Raw genomic sequence first — 15,404 nt, 5'->3', positions numbered from 1 at the left:
TTATTGCAATTACCTAGCAATATTGGCACAGAGCCATATTTGCTTTTTTTCATAATCATCATACAAACGGAGTTTAGCACTTTTACTTGCATCCTTTTTTAAATATCAACAATGAGTCTTAAAGCGGTTTTTTCCAAACATACGCTCAATTTTAAGTTCGAGGCAGGAACTTCTCGTGGCGTACTTACGCAGAAAGATAGCTACTTTATCAAGATATTCGATACCGAAAACCCTAGTGTTTTTGGCTTGGGCGAGTGTGCCCCGCTCAAAGGCTTGAGTATCGACGACCGCCCCGACTTTGAATTACAACTACTGAGTATTTGTGAATATTTTAATACCATTGAATTAGAGGTTTTTTCTTGGAATCTTAACATTATTCTTGATCAAGTTTTAGATAAGTCTTTTCCTTCTATTGTTTTTGGTTTTGAAACAGCCATGCTCGACCTGCTCAATGGTGGCAAACGCATTATTTTCAATAACGCCTTTCATCAGGCACAACGCAATATCAATATTAATGGCCTGATTTGGATGGGTGATAAAGATTTTATGTTGAGGCAAATCGATGAAAAGCTTGCCAGTGGCTACAATACTATCAAAATGAAAGTAGGTGCTATTGATTTTGAAAAAGAATGCCAGCTTTTGGCTTATATCAGACAACATTTTTCTAAAAACGAAATAACCCTAAGGGTAGATGCCAACGGAGCCTTTGGCGTGAACGAAGCCCTAGAAAAACTCAAAAAGCTTGCCGAGTACGATTTGCACTCTATCGAACAGCCCATTCGCCACGGCAATACCGATGCCATGGCCGAGCTTTGCCAAACTACCCCCATCCCTATTGCCCTCGACGAAGAGCTTATCGGTATGATAGAATATCCTGATAAGTATAAGTTGCTCAAAAAAATCATGCCTCAATTCATTATTCTAAAACCCTCGTTGGTAGGTGGCTTTCAGCAATGCCGGGAATGGATTGAAAATGCCAATCGCCTCAAAATAGGCTGGTGGATGACCTCGGCACTGGAGTCGAATGTTGGGCTCAATGCTATCACACAATTTACAGCCGAATTTTCAAACCCACTACCACAAGGATTGGGTACTGGACGATTGTACCACAATAATATTCCTTCGCCATTGAGTATCGACAAAGGGCAAATATTGTATCGTCCTGACAGCCAATGGGATTTATCAGTATTGAACTTTCTGGTTTAGGGTAGGTCATTCCTGCGTCGAAGGAATATCTGTGAAAAGTTTCGGATTCATGCTAATTGGTTTACAGTGTTTTGTTATTTTTGTAAAATGAATTTTGCAACACGAACCAATTTATCGCGTAGCAACGAAAAGAGAAGGCTTTGCCCAATAGCAAAAGGCCTTCATACTAAACTCGAAACAAGAAACATTCCCAACAATGGATTTGCAAAAATTAGACGAAGCATTATTAGCCCTGTTTGAAAAAAGAGTAGAACTCAGCCAAATGGGTTATGACCACGCCGCTTATGATGATGTTGAAGAAGAGCTTCATGATTTGGAAGATGATTTCAACGACGAATACGGCGATTATCTCGAAGGAATTTTAAAAGACGTACACGACGAATATTGCCCAGAATCAGACGTATTATTGCCTACTGCGTATCTTGCCAAGAAATTTGTTGTAGCCAAAGATGGCGGTATCGAAATCGGACGAGATGCTGGCGTAGAAGTAGAATATGTTGAAGACCCTGCTGCTAACGCTCGTTTGGTATTGCTTCCTAGCCCAACACGTATTGTGTTTATTGTTGGGAAACAGAAAAAAATCGTTTGGAAAGCTATCTAAATGGCTTAAAATATTTCATTGTTTATTTTAAAATAAGATACCATGCGTTTACCTAAAACCACTTTGGGCTTTATTATCTTATTCTTTTTTACATCATTTATGAAGGACGACTTCAAAGGATTACAACTGAAATATGACCGTGTAAAAACCGCTTATGACGAAAAGTCGCAAGCGGTTTTTGCTTTATTGGCCAACTCCCACATTACTCCCAATCAGCTAAACCTATATTTTAGGGCTTTTAAGAAGGAACGTATGCTTGAAATATGGGGCAAAAATCAGCAGGATACTTCTTTTCAGTTGTTAATTACCTATCCTATTGCGGGGTATTGTGGCAACCTCGGCCCCAAACGTAAAGAAGGTGATATGCAAATTCCTGAAGGTTTTTATCATATCAATCGCTTCAATCCTTTAAGCAACTTCTATCTTTCTTTGGGACTCAATTACCCCAATGAATCTGATAAAATTTTAGGGTTTAAACCCAAGCTAGGCTCTGATATTTTTATTCATGGTACTACCGTTACATCGGGTTGCTTGCCTATTACCGACGACAAAATCAGAGAAGTATATATCTTGGCCATAGAAGCTCGTAATGCTGGTCAAACCAACATCCCTGTAGATATTTTCCCAACAAGGCTATCTAACACCGATTTTGAGGGATTACAACAATATGCTCAAAGCTCGGAATACATAGAATATTGGCGGCCGTGGCTCAACGGCAAAACACTTGATGTAAAAGCAATGATTCAGTTTTGGGCAAAGCTCAAACCTAGGTATGATTATTTTGAAAAAAATCAGGCTTTAATACCTTTTGCTATAAATCGGCAAGGGGCTTATTATTATCCGTAAAACTCAGTGAATAAAGACGAGATGGCAATAATGAGGAGCTAGTAATAGAAAAACTTTGTATTGGCATTCTGCTGCACTTCGTAAAGAATAAGCTCCTCACAAAGTGCAACAACGCTTATTTATTATTCAAGCCAGTCGATACCTTTTTTCAAGAGGCCAAGTGTACGTTCTTCTTCCGAACCCTCAACAGCCTGATAATCGTATACCCATTGTGCCATTGGGGGCATACTCATCAAAATCGACTCGGTACGGCCGTTGGTTTCTAAGCCAAACTTAGTACCTCGGTCATGCACCAAATTGAACTCGACATAACGCCCACGACGTAATAATTGAAAGGTTTTTTCTTTTTCGGTAAAAGGAATATCCTTATTCTTTTCCATAAAATAGGTATAAATCGGAGCAAACGACTCGCCTATTTCTTTTACAAAATTGAATAGTTGGTCTTTGGTACGAGTATCATCTGTTTTCTGATAGTCAAAGAAAATACCTCCAATACCCCGAGTTTCATTGCGATGAGTATTGAAGAAATAGTCATCGGCCCAAGTTTTAAACTTAGGATAATAGCTAAAGTCGTGTTTGTCACAAGCATTTTTAAGTTGCTGATGAAACCATCGGGCATCTTCATCAACAATATAGTGTGGTGTAAGGTCGATACCACCACCAAACCAAAATGCTCCATTCGACATCTCAAAATACCTAACATTCATGTGAATAATAGGTACCATTGGGCTAATTGGGTGAATTACGATAGATACGCCAGTAGCAAAAAAATCTACCTTTTCGGTAAGGCCCATTGAGGCAAGCATTTTTTCATGCAAGCCACCCCAAACAGCCGAAAACATCACGCCACCTTTTTCAATGACATTTCCCTCCTGAATTACACGACTTCGCCCACCTCCACCAGCTTCACGATGCCACAGGTCTTCTCTAAATGTAGCCTTTCCGTCGGCTTGTTCCAGTGAGGCACAAATTTGGTCTTGTAATCCCTCAAAATAGGTTTTTATTTCCGCTTTAGTTATCATAAGTAATTGAGTAAATGAGCCATTGGCCAACGAGTGATGTTGAATATCAATTCCAGCAACAATGTGCTACTATCTTAGAAGTGTATGAAAGTTAAATATTATATCGAATTGAGGATTTCTGATTTTGGAATAGTGTTAAAATAGCCCTATCCTCTTTTTACAAAATAGAATAAGTCTGGTTGTTCCGAAATCAAATATCTGACATTTCTCAATCATTCACACACTACTAACATTGAGGTACACTTCTTTTTATCGAAGTGTTGAATCTGGTCGAGATTCATTATTATAAACAGGTGCTGCAATCGAATCTGAGCTTACTCCAGTACTATCCCTAGAAGTAGAATCAGAACGAGCTGGGCCATAATAGCCTGTACAGCTAAACTGCTTGGTAAACTTTTTCTGGTCGAGTTTCTCGAAAGGAGTTGGGTGATACTGTTCCAAATCGGGGTCGGCCTTAATTTTAAGCATAAATCGCCTATACAATGGCATAGCAGTTTTAGAGCCCTCGCCCAATGCCCCCGTTCGGAAGTGAATAGAGCGGTCGTCGCCCCCTACCCATACGCCCGTTACAAGATTGTTGGTCATTCCCATAAACCACCCATCCGAGTGATTGGATGTTGTACCCGTTTTACCCGCAAAAGCTGGTTGATAACGGTTTTTTTCTGGCAATAATTTTGCCCCATCGCCCCACAACAAACTACTACCTGTACCACCTTCATAGATTGTACCTTCTAGCATATTTCGCATCAGCAATGCCGATTCTTTTTTAATTACCCTTCTCGATTCGGGATCAAAATGCTGAATAACATTACCATTTTGGTCTTGAATTTCAGATACCAAAAGTGGTTCGGCATGAATACCCTCATTGATAAATGCCGAATAAGCACCCACCATTTCATACAACGATACATCGAAAGAACCCAAACCTATTGAAGCCACAGGACTCAGTGGGCTTGTAATACCCATTTGTTTGGCATAATACATAACTGTATCAGGCCCCACTTCGTTGGTCAATTTGGCTGTAATTGAGTTGATAGACTTGGCCAAAGCCCTTTTAATAGGCATAGTAGCATAACTAAAATGTCCATCGGCATTGTTTGGCCGCCAAATCTTAATTTCACCTTTTTCTTCCACTTCAAGCTCAAAAGGTTCGTCACGCATTTCATAACAAGGGGATAAATCTTTGGGGCCATCTATTGCGGCTGTATATACAAACGGTTTAAATGTCGAACCGGGTTGGCGTTTACCTTGTTTTACGTGGTCATATTTAAAATATTTAAAATCAAGTCCCCCAACCCATGCTTTAATATGGCCTGTAAAAGGGTCCATTGTCATCATACCAGCCTGTAAAAATTTCTTATAATACTGGATAGAATCGTAAGGAGTCATTTCCATTTGCTCTTCGCCAACGCCATTTCGGGCATATACCCACATTTTGCGTTTTACTTTTTTCATATAATACCACACAGAATCTTGATTGTCTGGATATTTTTTCACCAATGATTTATAGTATTCTGTTCGTTTGGCAACGGTATCGATAAAACCCGGAATCTCTACACCCTTTTCATCAACCCAAGGGTTTTTACCAGCCCAGTGGCCATCGAAAGTTTTCTGAATACTTCTCATTCCTTCCGAGACGGCATCTTCTGCATAAGTTTGTAGACGGGAGTCGATAGTAGTTATAATTTTTAGCCCATCACGATATAAATCTAGCTCTATTTCATTTTTGGCGGCCCATTCGTTCAAATACTTAGCAACGGCCACTTTAAAATAATTACCCGTACCATCGTAAGGCGATTCTTCGTGTTCTTTCAAAACAATTGGTAATAAGGCCAACGAATCGTATTTGGCCTTTGGCAAATAGCCATATTTTACCATCTGCGAAAGCACCACATTTCTTCTTTTCCAAGATTTGTTTTCTTCGAGAGGCTTATTGCGATAACGAATTGGATTATAAGTAGTTGTAGCTTTTTGCATACCAATCAAAACCGCTGCTTCCTGAATATTGAGGCTGTCGGTTGAGGTATTAAAATACCTTTTGGCAGCTACTTTAATACCATAAGAGTTACTTCCAAAATCAACGGTATTCAGATACCAAAGAATAATCTCGTCTTTGGTATAATATCTTTCTAGCTTAATAGCAGTAAGCCATTCTTTGGTTTTGATAATAAGCTTGTTAACCCCAGGTACAAAGCCCAACAAGCCCTTTTTGGCTACGCCCTCTTTCTTTCGGGTTTTGAATAGGTTTTTGGCAAGCTGTTGTGTAATTGTACTACCACCACCACGTTCGCCACCTTGCAATATACCTACAGCCACCCCAAACATAGCCCTAAAATCAATGCCTGAGTGTTCATAAAAACGGGCATCTTCAGTAGCTACCAAAGCTTTTACTAAATACGGAGAGATTTCGTTAAAATTTTTGATAGGAGTACGGTTTTCTTGAAAAAACTTACCTAATAATACCCCATCGGCAGAATAGATTTCAGAAGATTGTGAAAGCTTCGGATTTTGTAACTCGCCAACAGAAGGCATTTCGCCAGTAAGCCACAAAAAGTTGGTTTCGATTGTTACGAGGTAAAATACCCCAACAAAGACAGTCCAAGCAAAAGCTCTCCAAAGTTTTTTGATTTGCAGATAATACTGAGCCTCTTTATCAATACCAATTGAAGCCAATACCTCCTCTTTTGTATCAAAATACTTCGCTTTGAAGGCATCAAGTTGTTTGTAGAATGAGGCTACTTTGGGCTCGCCCAATAGCTTCACCAAAAGCTTATCAGCAACCGACCATAGTCCATGAAGCAACTTAACTCCAAGATTATTAAAGAATTGACTTATTTTGTTCATCATATACTTACTTGTCAGGGAAAAACGAATGACAAGTTACAATAAAAGTACTAATACTTCCAAGTTTGGGCAAGGCAGAATTAAGTCGCTCGATATAAAGAAATCCATAAGTCAATCTTTCAGGTATTTATTGCTCAGAGGCACAGCCTACCCATTTTATGCTTTACTTTTTCACAAAGAATAAAGCTGCCGAATTCAGGCAATAGCGTTTTCCTGTAGGCTTGGGGCCATCGTCAAACACATGTCCTAAATGGGCACCACATCGGGCACACATTACCTCATCACGTACCATTCCATCGCTATTATCAGTTCCGATAAGTATATTTTTGGCAGCAATAGGATTCCAGAAAGAAGGCCAGCCCGTTCCAGACTCAAATTTGGTTTCAGAACCAAACAAATTGAGGTTACATCCTACACATTGATAAATCCCCTCTTGATGGTTATCCCAGTATTGTCCTGTAAAAGCCCTTTCCGTCCCCTTTTTACGGGTTACATAATATTCCTCTGGACTTAGCTGTTTTCGCCATTCAGCATCCGACTTCACTACTTCAAACTTGTGAGGAGCTCCTTTTTGTGAATATGAATCACAAGAAACGCAAGAGAGTCCGATAAAAATACCCAATATCAATTGCTTTATCATATCAAAAATGAGGTTTTTGTTTATTTAATAACTACAAAACAAAAAAAAACGTATTTTTTTTCAAACTTATCTATTTGAAAATCAATCATTGGCAATTCAGACGACACTTTTTATTCATTTTTTATGAAATCGAATTTGGACAGCAAGGCAAAAAACACTAATTTTGCATCATCAATCACAAAGAGAGTTGGCAGAGTGGTCGATTGCGGCAGTCTTGAAAACTGTTGACTGTAACAGGTCCGGGGGTTCGAATCCCTCACTCTCTACACAAAAGCTCATCCTGCGGATGAGCTTTTTTTATGTTCGTTCATTGTGGGCTTTGCACATAGCCAATAATCTTCCCAAACTTTTATCTGTTCTTGAGTTATTGTATATTTGCATGAATGCCTCTACTTTTGCTGGAATGCTTTTGTGGGTATTACTGATGTTTAAATTCACAAAATAACCTCTCTTTGGCTATGTGGTTAGAAGAAAAAAATACTTTGAAAAAAACATTCCAATTCCGTGATTTCTCGGAAGCTTTTGCTTTTATGACTCGTGTGGCTTTCTTGGCAGAACAGCATAACCATCATCCTTGGTGGTCGAATGTATGGAATACTGTCAATATAGAACTGACAACTCACGACGCTGGCAATACTATTACAGAAAAAGATTATACCTTAGCCAAAGCCATTGATGCTCTATTGAGCTAGGTTTTATTATTCAGTAAATCCCCCAATCATGAAATTATACCTTGTTCCTACTCCCATCGGGAATCTTGACGATATTACACTCCGTGCCATTAAAGTATTACAATCGGTTGATGGTATTTTGGCAGAAGACACTCGCAACTCGGGAATGTTGCTTAAACATTTGGGTATTTCCAAACCATTGTTTGCTCATCATGCCCACAACGAGCATCATAGTACTGCTGGTATTATCAAGATGCTGAAAGAAGGTAAAAATTTAGCTCTTATTTCCGACGCTGGAACGCCTGCTATTTCCGATCCGGGTTTTCTACTGGTAAGAGAATGCCTTAAATTAGGATTAGAAGTAGAATGCCTGCCAGGGGCAACGGCTTTTGTACCCGCCTTGGTCAACTCGGGCTTACCTGCCGACAGATTTACTTTCGAGGGCTTTTTACCTCATAAAAAAGGCCGCCAAACTCGATTAACCAACCTACAAGAAGAAGAACGAACCATGATATTCTATGAGTCGCCACACCGGCTTATCAAAACGCTCGAACAGCTGGCCGAATACCTTGGCCCTGAACGACAGGCTTGTGTATCTCGTGAGTTAACAAAGGTTTTTGAAGAAAATATCCGTGGTACTTTACAAGAAGTTGTCCAGCATTATCAAGCTAATCCAACTACTATTAAAGGAGAAATTGTACTGGTTATTGCGGGGAAAGCATAAATTTTGCTTATTTTCGAGTATTATCAACCAAATACGCATGATTTGTTCTGAAAATTGGACAAATCTAGGTGAAAATCAGGTTATTCTTTGCCCGTAATTCATCAACACAACCTGACTGTTTTCTGAAAATTCGTTTTGCTTTATTCAATAGAAAACCCTCAAACTACATGAAAAACCTCAACAATCTAAAATTATTGCTTATTTGTTTACTGGTTTGGACAGCCCGTTGCTCGGCCTCGGCTCAGAAGCTGTCTGAAAGTACCAAAGTAAGTGTTATTACAGTAAAACCCGGTAAAGAACTAAATGATATTTTTGGACATTCATTACTGTGGATTTATGACCCATCCAATGGTATCGATAGGGCTTATAACTGGGGGATTTATGACTTTGACACACCCAATTTTTACGGTAAATTTGTATTAGGGCGACTCCCTTACAAAATGGGCTATGCTAGGCTTTCGGATTATATTGCCTATTATCAGCAGGCCAACCGAGGTATGACCGAACAGGTATTGGACTTGGCTTTGCCCCAAAAACAAATTATTTTTGACTCTCTTTCTCGCACTTACGACGACCCCAATAAGCGTAACTACCTTTATAAGTTCTTTACTGATAACTGTGCCACAAGGGTGCGTGATGCCGTTGTTATTGCCTGTACCGACAGCATTCACTTTGGCAATATAAGAACCATGAGCGACACCACTTTTAGGCAGTGGATGAACAAGTGCTTGTACGATGGTAATATGCGTTGGGCGGCTGTAGCAATGAATATTGCCCTTGGCTCGGATGCCGACGAGCGTACAACTCAATTTGAATCTAATTATTTACCCGAAAATTTAAGACGCAATATGGCCTCAGCCAAAAGAATGACCCATGGCGTACTGCGTTATATTGTAGATACCGAATCACAGCTGTTTCCTGTTTTGCCCGAAGAACCCCAAACACCTTTGTTTTTCCTAACGCCTAAGTTCTTTTTTCTCGTCTTGCTCGGTTACGTTAGTTTTATGACCTATCGTCATTGGAAAAAACGCCAAAAAGGCTACTGGCTCGACAAAACACTATTTAGTATAGTGGGCTTTATAGGCTGGATATTGGTATTCCTTTGGTTTGGTACCGACCATGGTGTTACTACCAACAACAAAAATTTACTATGGGCTTTGCCTTGGCATTTACCGCTTATTTTTAGGCTACGTGAGAAAAATGGCGAAACTTGGTATGTGTACTATTTTATTATTACGGGTGTCACTTTGGCCTTGAGTATTGTGTTTGTAGCCCAATACATGATAGAATTAGTTTTGTTGGTTTTACCTTTGTTTATCAGAGCCATGTACCATGTAGGTTTTGAACGTGAACATAGAATGACCGTAACGAAATTCCGTAAGGTGATTAAAGGCCGAAAAATGCAGGTTATCAATTACGAAAACGAATAATTATAAAACCTTAATTAGTTTTTAGGGATTGGGGAATTTTTCCTTAATCCCTTTTTTGTGTAAATATCAGAAATAATACTTTAGTCGACAGAAATGCTTTTAAAAAACCTCAAAATCAACCAAAACACTGATAACAAACAACTTAACAATAAACTTATCATTTATTATACAGCACAACCACTTATTTACGCCTATTTATATACGTTATTTTAAGGCTTTTTTTACTTTTGCAAAAACAAAATAATCTTAACCCTTCTATGAAAAAATTACTTATTCTGTTGCTTCTAATGGCTCAGGCTACCTTTGCTCAGCAACAATTTTATCGCATTGGTGATTACCGTCTGGAAAATGGACAAATTCTAAAAGATGCCAAAATAGGCTTTAGAACTTTTGGCAAACTAAACGCCAATAAATCCAATGCAGTGCTTGTACCAACGTGGTTTACAGGTACTAGCCAGCAAAAAGGATTTGTGGCAAACCCCGATAGCTTTGCCGATAGTACCAAATATTTTGTGATTGTGGTAGATGCCCTTGGCAATGGCGTGTCTTCGTCTCCTTCTAATAGTACTGCTCAAAAAAACCAGAACTTCCCCCTTATTAGTATTCGAGATATGGTCAATACAGAATACAAACTGGTAAGAGAATACCTAAAAATTAATCATCTTTATGCCGTAACGGGTATTTCGATGGGCGGTATGCAATCTTTTCAATGGATGGTCAGTTTTCCTGATTTTATGGACAAAGTAATTCCTATTATCGGTAGTCCAAAACAAAGTGCCTATGACAAACTTTTCTGGAATTTACAGCTCAATATCTTGGAAAGAGGGCAATACTCCAATGAATCTATGAAATCGGTGAATGCCCTGCATCAGCTCAATTTATGGACACCTACTTACCGTGCAGAACATACACCCACAGACGAATACCCTGCATATTTGACCAAACTTGAAGAGGATGCCCTCAAAAGTAATGCCTACGATTGGGCTTGTCAGCTTAGAGCCATGATTAATCACGATATTTTTCAAGGAAAAGCACCCGAAGACGTTCGCAAAATTATTAAAGCAAAAGTGATGGTGGTGGTAGCCACACAAGACCACATGGTAAACCCAATAGCCGCTATCAAACTGGGACAATTGTTGAATGCTCCTATTGTAGAACTTACTGGCGACTGTGGACACATGGCTACTTCCTGCGAATCGGCCAAGATGACGGCTCATATCAAAGGCTTTTTAGAATAGATTTATTCCCAATACCGTACAAAGCCACAAGCAGATACCTAGAAAAGCATTAATTTTCCATGAGAGTTAATGCTTTTTTATTTTTCTCCCAAAACCTCCCAATTTTCATCATAAAACAACAAACAAACTATGTATCTGAATGGAGAAGCCCAAAAGAAAATGACCTACGATGCCATTGTGATTGGCTCGGGTATTAGTGGCGGCTGGGCCGCCAAAGAATTGTGCGAAGCTGGCCTAAAAACCTTGGTATTGGAACGTGGCCGAGACGTAAAGCACATAGAAGACTACCCTACGGCTATGGCTAATCCTTGGGACTTGCCACACCATGGGCGTACTCCTTTGGCCGAACTTCAAGAAAACCCTATCGCCAAACGTTGTTATGCTTATGACGAAGCCACGGCACAGTTTTTTGTTAAAGATAAAGAACACCCTTATATTCAAGAAAAACCTTTTGATTGGATTAGAGGCTATCAGGTTGGCGGTAAATCTTTGATTTGGGCTCGCCAAACCCAGCGTTGGAGTAATTTTGAATTTGAAGCTCCTGCTCGTGACGGCTTTGCGGTAGATTGGCCTATTCGCTATCAGGATTTAGCCCCTTGGTATAGCAAAGTAGAAAGGTTTGTAGGTATTAGTGGTAATAAAGATGGTGCATACAACCTCCCCGACGGCGAATTTTTGCCAGCCTGGGAACTCAACTGCTTGGAAAAACATATTCAACAAAGTGTAAAACAACATTATCAAGACCGCCAAGTAATTATTGGACGATGTGCTCATTTGACTCAACCAAAGCCTATTCATTTGCAACAGGGCCGAGGACAATGCCAAGCCCGACATCTGTGCTATCGGGGCTGTCCTTATGGAGGTTATTTTAGTGCTAATTCGTCGACGTTACCTTGGGCAGCCCAAACTGGCAATATGACCCTGCGCCCATTTTCGGTTGTACATTCTATTATTTATGATGAACAAAAAGGCAAGGCAACGGGAGTTCGTGTAATAGACACCAATACCAAAGAAATGATGGAGTTTTATGCCAAAATTATCTTTGTGAATGCCGCTTGCCTTAATTCTAATCTAATTTTACTTAATTCTACCTCGCATCGTTTCCCTCAAGGCTTGGGCAACGACAGCGGTATGCTGGGCAAATATATTGCATTTCACAATTATCGAGGTTCGGGCGGAGCTACCTACGAGGGCTTTGAAAATGAATACTACCTTGGCCGTCGACCTACTTCGGCTTTTATGCCTTCTTTCAGAAATGTCCGTCAACAAGAAACAGACTTTCTACGTGGTTATATGGTAGCCTTTTCGGCATCGAGGGGTAGCTGGGGACGAAAAACTTACGATGACTCTTTTGGTGCCGACTTTAAGAGAGAGTCCTCCGAAGTTGGGCCTTGGGGCGTATTTATTATGATGCAGGGCGAAACTGTACCGCAAGAAAAAAACCATGTTAGGTTGTCTAGTACCCAGCAAGATGCCTGGGGGATTCCACAACTAATTACGTCGATTGGCTACGACGATAACAATGACCTTAAAATGATGAAAGATTTTCATGAACAGGCTAGCGAAATCCTCACAAAAGCAGGCTGTAAGAATATTTATATGACCGACAGCAAACAAGCACCGGGGCTTGATATTCACGAAATGGGCGGTGTTAGAATGGGAAAAGATGCCAAAACATCATTGCTCAATGCTCATAATCAATTACATCACTGTAAAAATGTATTCGTTACCGACGGAGCGTGTATGACTTCGGTTGGTAATCAAAACCCTTCGCTAACATTTATGGCACTAACAGCCCGTGCAGTAAAATATGCTACCGATGCCCTAAAACGAAAAGATTTATAAATACCCCCCAATACTTTTATTGAGTAGTGTAGAATATCGTTAAAATAGCTTTATGGTACTTATACAAAAGAGGAATGAGCCTAATTCTAAATTTTTTCAATCATCCGCACTACGAATTTTTATTTACTAATCTGCAATATATTACATTGACTGTATGATTCAAAAGGTGTATTTTAGCAGAAATTACCCCATTTTTTGTAAAGATTTATACAACATTTCAACTCAAAAACGATGTTAGAATTAGGTTTAGTAAGTGCTATTTTAGCCGAACATACTTTTGAACAAGCGGTCGACTTTGTGGCCGATAATGGATTTAAGTGTATTGAAATCATGTGCTGGCCATCGGGCAATGCCGATGCTCGACGTTATGCAGGTGTAACTCATATCGACGTTGAAAACCTAACTACCGAAAAAGTAGCCTATATCCAAAATTATGTACAACAAAAAGGTATTTATATTTCGGCCTTAGGGTATTACCCCAACCCCCTCGACCCCAATACCCAACAAGCACAGTTTTATGTAGAACATATCAAAAAAATCATTCGTGCGGCGGCTCAGTTAGAGATTCCTGTGGTCAATACATTTATTGGCCGTGACCCTTCCAAAAATATTGCCTACAATTTGGATAAATACCAAGAAACATGGCCAGAAATCGTACTTTTAGCAGAAAGTTTAGGCGTAAAAATTGGTATCGAAAACTGCCCAATGTTCTTTACCGACGACGAATGGCCAGGAGGCAAAAACTTGGCTACAACGCCTGTAATTTGGGATAAAATGTTCAACATTATTCCATCGGCTACACTTGGCCTCAACTACGATCCATCACATTTGTTATGGCAACAAATGGACTATACACGTCCTATCTATGATTACAAAGAACGCCTGCATCATATTCACCTAAAGGATGCCAAAGTTTATCAAGAAAAACTCAACCGAGTAGGTATTATGGCCAACCCACTCGAATACCACTCACCAAAATTACCGGGCTTAGGCGATATTAATTGGGGCAAGTTTTTCTCTGCCCTCAACGATGTTCGCTACCGAGGCCCTGTGGTTATTGAGGTTGAAGACAAAGCCTACGAAGGCTCAACAGCAGACGTTGAAAAAGCTATTTTAACAGCAAGAAATTATTTAAAACAGTTTTTAGCGTAAAATATAGGCCGATCAGTTTTATTAACATTAGCAACATACATGGCTATTTTATGACACAGGGTTACACATGATTTTCTTAAAGATACTATTTGTAACTCTGTGTCATATATTACATTAAACCGTTTAATCTGTCAGATTTTTTGAGATAAAAGCATTTGCAGGCTTGGCTATAAATATTCGATAGCCTACTCTCCTCTTTGGTATATTCCTAATTAACTGGCGAAGAGTTTCATTAATTACAACCGTTTAAACAGTTTTATTTTCAACATATCTCCCTCACTTCTCAAACACATAAGGTAGTAGTCCTTTTACCCCAACATTACAAGAAAATATGCTTCCACTCAATGGATATGCCTGTAGGGCTTCTTCTGAAAGACCAACTTTGGCTGTAGTAATAAGCAAGAGGTCGAGATTGTCGCCTCCAAACGCACATGAGGTTACCTGTGGCACTGGCACGTGTATTTCGGCCAATTCTTCACCCGTTAATGGATTGATTCGGGCTACACGAAAGCCATCCCAAAAAGCTACCCAAAGCATTCCTTCTGCATCAACACACATTCCGTCGGGTACTTCGCTGTCGTTATGAGTGGTAAAGATTACTCGTTGGTTTGTAATATTGCTACTGGCAAGGTCAAAGTCGAAAGCTTTAATATTTTTATCAAGCGAATCGATAAAATACATCGTCTTGTTATCTAGCGACCATGCTATGCCATTTGAAATCCCCAAGCCTGTAAGTTTTACAAGAGGCTTCATATCTGACGATACACAAAATAACGAACCTTCATTTTTTTGATTATCGACCTGCATTGTACCAATCCAAAGTCGTCCAGCAGCATCTACTTGACCATCGTTGCATCTATTTTGTGGTTTTAGGTGGTCAATAGTAGCCCATTCCTGTACAAGTCCTGTGGCGGTATTTAGTCCAGCCAATTTTCCTTGTAACCCCATCAAAAGCATATTGGCATGATTAGTCAATGTAACAGCTCCTACTCGTTTTGGCACAGACCAAAAAGTATAAATGGCCGTTTCAAAATGGAATGAGTGAACATTTCTACCTTCTATATCAACCCAATAAAATACCTTATGTTGGGCATCCCACAGAGGGCCTTCACCTAATAAACAGTCTGAGTCTAAGAACAAATCGGCAGTATATCGAAACTTCATGAGCGTTTTAAGGTTATTAAA

General features: G+C 39.6%; 13 protein-coding genes and 1 tRNA gene. 10 read left to right on the top strand and 4 right to left on the bottom strand.

The window, feature by feature from the left end; translation table 11 throughout:
• The first annotated feature begins 111 nt into the window (after positions 1-111).
• The 3 genes from FLEMA_RS0106625 to FLEMA_RS0106615 all read left to right on the top strand — a co-directional run bounded on the left by FLEMA_RS0106625 (position 112) and on the right by FLEMA_RS0106615 (position 2,653).
• Positions 112-1,206 (top strand): o-succinylbenzoate synthase, encoded by a 1,095-nt coding sequence (locus FLEMA_RS0106625; protein ID WP_026994782.1) that lies wholly within the window; start codon positions 112-114, stop codon positions 1,204-1,206.
• A gap of 196 nt (positions 1,207-1,402) precedes the next feature.
• Complete coding sequence (locus FLEMA_RS0106620; RefSeq protein WP_026994781.1) at positions 1,403-1,807, top strand: hypothetical protein; 405 nt, start codon at positions 1,403-1,405, stop codon at positions 1,805-1,807.
• Between the two features lie 42 nt (positions 1,808-1,849).
• Positions 1,850-2,653 (top strand): L,D-transpeptidase family protein, encoded by an 804-nt coding sequence (locus FLEMA_RS0106615; protein WP_052353991.1) that lies wholly within the window; start codon positions 1,850-1,852, stop codon positions 2,651-2,653.
• Between the two features lie 122 nt (positions 2,654-2,775).
• Here the strand turns inward: FLEMA_RS0106615 and hemF are convergent, their stop codons facing one another.
• From hemF to msrB, 3 genes are all read right to left on the bottom strand, one after another.
• Positions 2,776-3,675, bottom strand: coding sequence for an oxygen-dependent coproporphyrinogen oxidase (gene hemF, locus FLEMA_RS0106610; protein WP_044174408.1), 900 nt, complete (start codon positions 3,673-3,675; stop codon positions 2,776-2,778).
• Positions 3,676-3,924: 249 nt separating this feature from the next.
• Positions 3,925-6,522, bottom strand: coding sequence for a penicillin-binding protein 1A (locus FLEMA_RS67745; protein WP_044171004.1), 2,598 nt, complete (start codon positions 6,520-6,522; stop codon positions 3,925-3,927).
• Positions 6,523-6,682: 160 nt separating this feature from the next.
• Positions 6,683-7,159, bottom strand: a complete 477-nt coding sequence (msrB, locus tag FLEMA_RS0106600; RefSeq protein WP_044171001.1) for a peptide-methionine (R)-S-oxide reductase MsrB — start codon at positions 7,157-7,159, stop codon at positions 6,683-6,685.
• A gap of 181 nt (positions 7,160-7,340) precedes the next feature.
• Between msrB and FLEMA_RS0106595 the strand changes: the two genes are divergently transcribed.
• The 7 genes from FLEMA_RS0106595 (at position 7,341) to FLEMA_RS0106560 (ending at position 14,219) form a co-directional block, all read left to right on the top strand.
• Positions 7,341-7,425 (top strand) — tRNA-Ser (locus FLEMA_RS0106595).
• Between the two features lie 186 nt (positions 7,426-7,611).
• Positions 7,612-7,851 carry a 4a-hydroxytetrahydrobiopterin dehydratase gene (locus FLEMA_RS0106585; protein WP_159102657.1) on the top strand — a complete coding sequence of 80 codons (240 nt, stop codon included), beginning with the start codon at positions 7,612-7,614 and terminating at the stop codon, positions 7,849-7,851.
• Between the two features lie 28 nt (positions 7,852-7,879).
• On the top strand, positions 7,880-8,554 hold the full coding sequence (rsmI, locus tag FLEMA_RS0106580) for a 16S rRNA (cytidine(1402)-2'-O)-methyltransferase (protein WP_026994776.1): 675 nt from the start codon (positions 7,880-7,882) through the stop codon (positions 8,552-8,554).
• A 167-nt stretch (positions 8,555-8,721) separates the two neighbouring features.
• Positions 8,722-9,984 (top strand): lipoprotein N-acyltransferase Lnb domain-containing protein, encoded by a 1,263-nt coding sequence (locus FLEMA_RS67740; protein ID WP_052353990.1) that lies wholly within the window; start codon positions 8,722-8,724, stop codon positions 9,982-9,984.
• Between the two features lie 257 nt (positions 9,985-10,241).
• On the top strand, positions 10,242-11,222 hold the full coding sequence (locus tag FLEMA_RS67735) for an alpha/beta hydrolase (protein WP_044170998.1): 981 nt from the start codon (positions 10,242-10,244) through the stop codon (positions 11,220-11,222).
• Between the two features lie 129 nt (positions 11,223-11,351).
• Positions 11,352-13,067, top strand: coding sequence for a GMC oxidoreductase (locus FLEMA_RS0106565; protein ID WP_026994775.1), 1,716 nt, complete (start codon positions 11,352-11,354; stop codon positions 13,065-13,067).
• A 231-nt stretch (positions 13,068-13,298) separates the two neighbouring features.
• Positions 13,299-14,219 carry a sugar phosphate isomerase/epimerase family protein gene (locus tag FLEMA_RS0106560; RefSeq protein WP_026994774.1) on the top strand — a complete coding sequence of 307 codons (921 nt, stop codon included), beginning with the start codon at positions 13,299-13,301 and terminating at the stop codon, positions 14,217-14,219.
• A 276-nt stretch (positions 14,220-14,495) separates the two neighbouring features.
• Here FLEMA_RS0106560 and FLEMA_RS0106555 read toward each other — a convergent pair whose 3' ends face one another.
• The gene (locus tag FLEMA_RS0106555; protein WP_026994773.1) at positions 14,496-15,383 is read right to left on the bottom strand and encodes an SMP-30/gluconolactonase/LRE family protein; all 888 of its coding nucleotides are present in this window, start codon (positions 15,381-15,383) and stop codon (positions 14,496-14,498) included.
• Positions 15,384-15,404: the final 21 nt, after the last annotated feature.

The sequence above is a fragment of the Flectobacillus major DSM 103 genome, from assembly GCF_000427405.1.
GTDB classification, from domain to species: domain Bacteria; phylum Bacteroidota; class Bacteroidia; order Cytophagales; family Spirosomataceae; genus Flectobacillus; species Flectobacillus major.
Note: the sequence above shows the minus strand (reverse complement) of the source record. Positions and strands in the feature narration are given on the sequence as shown.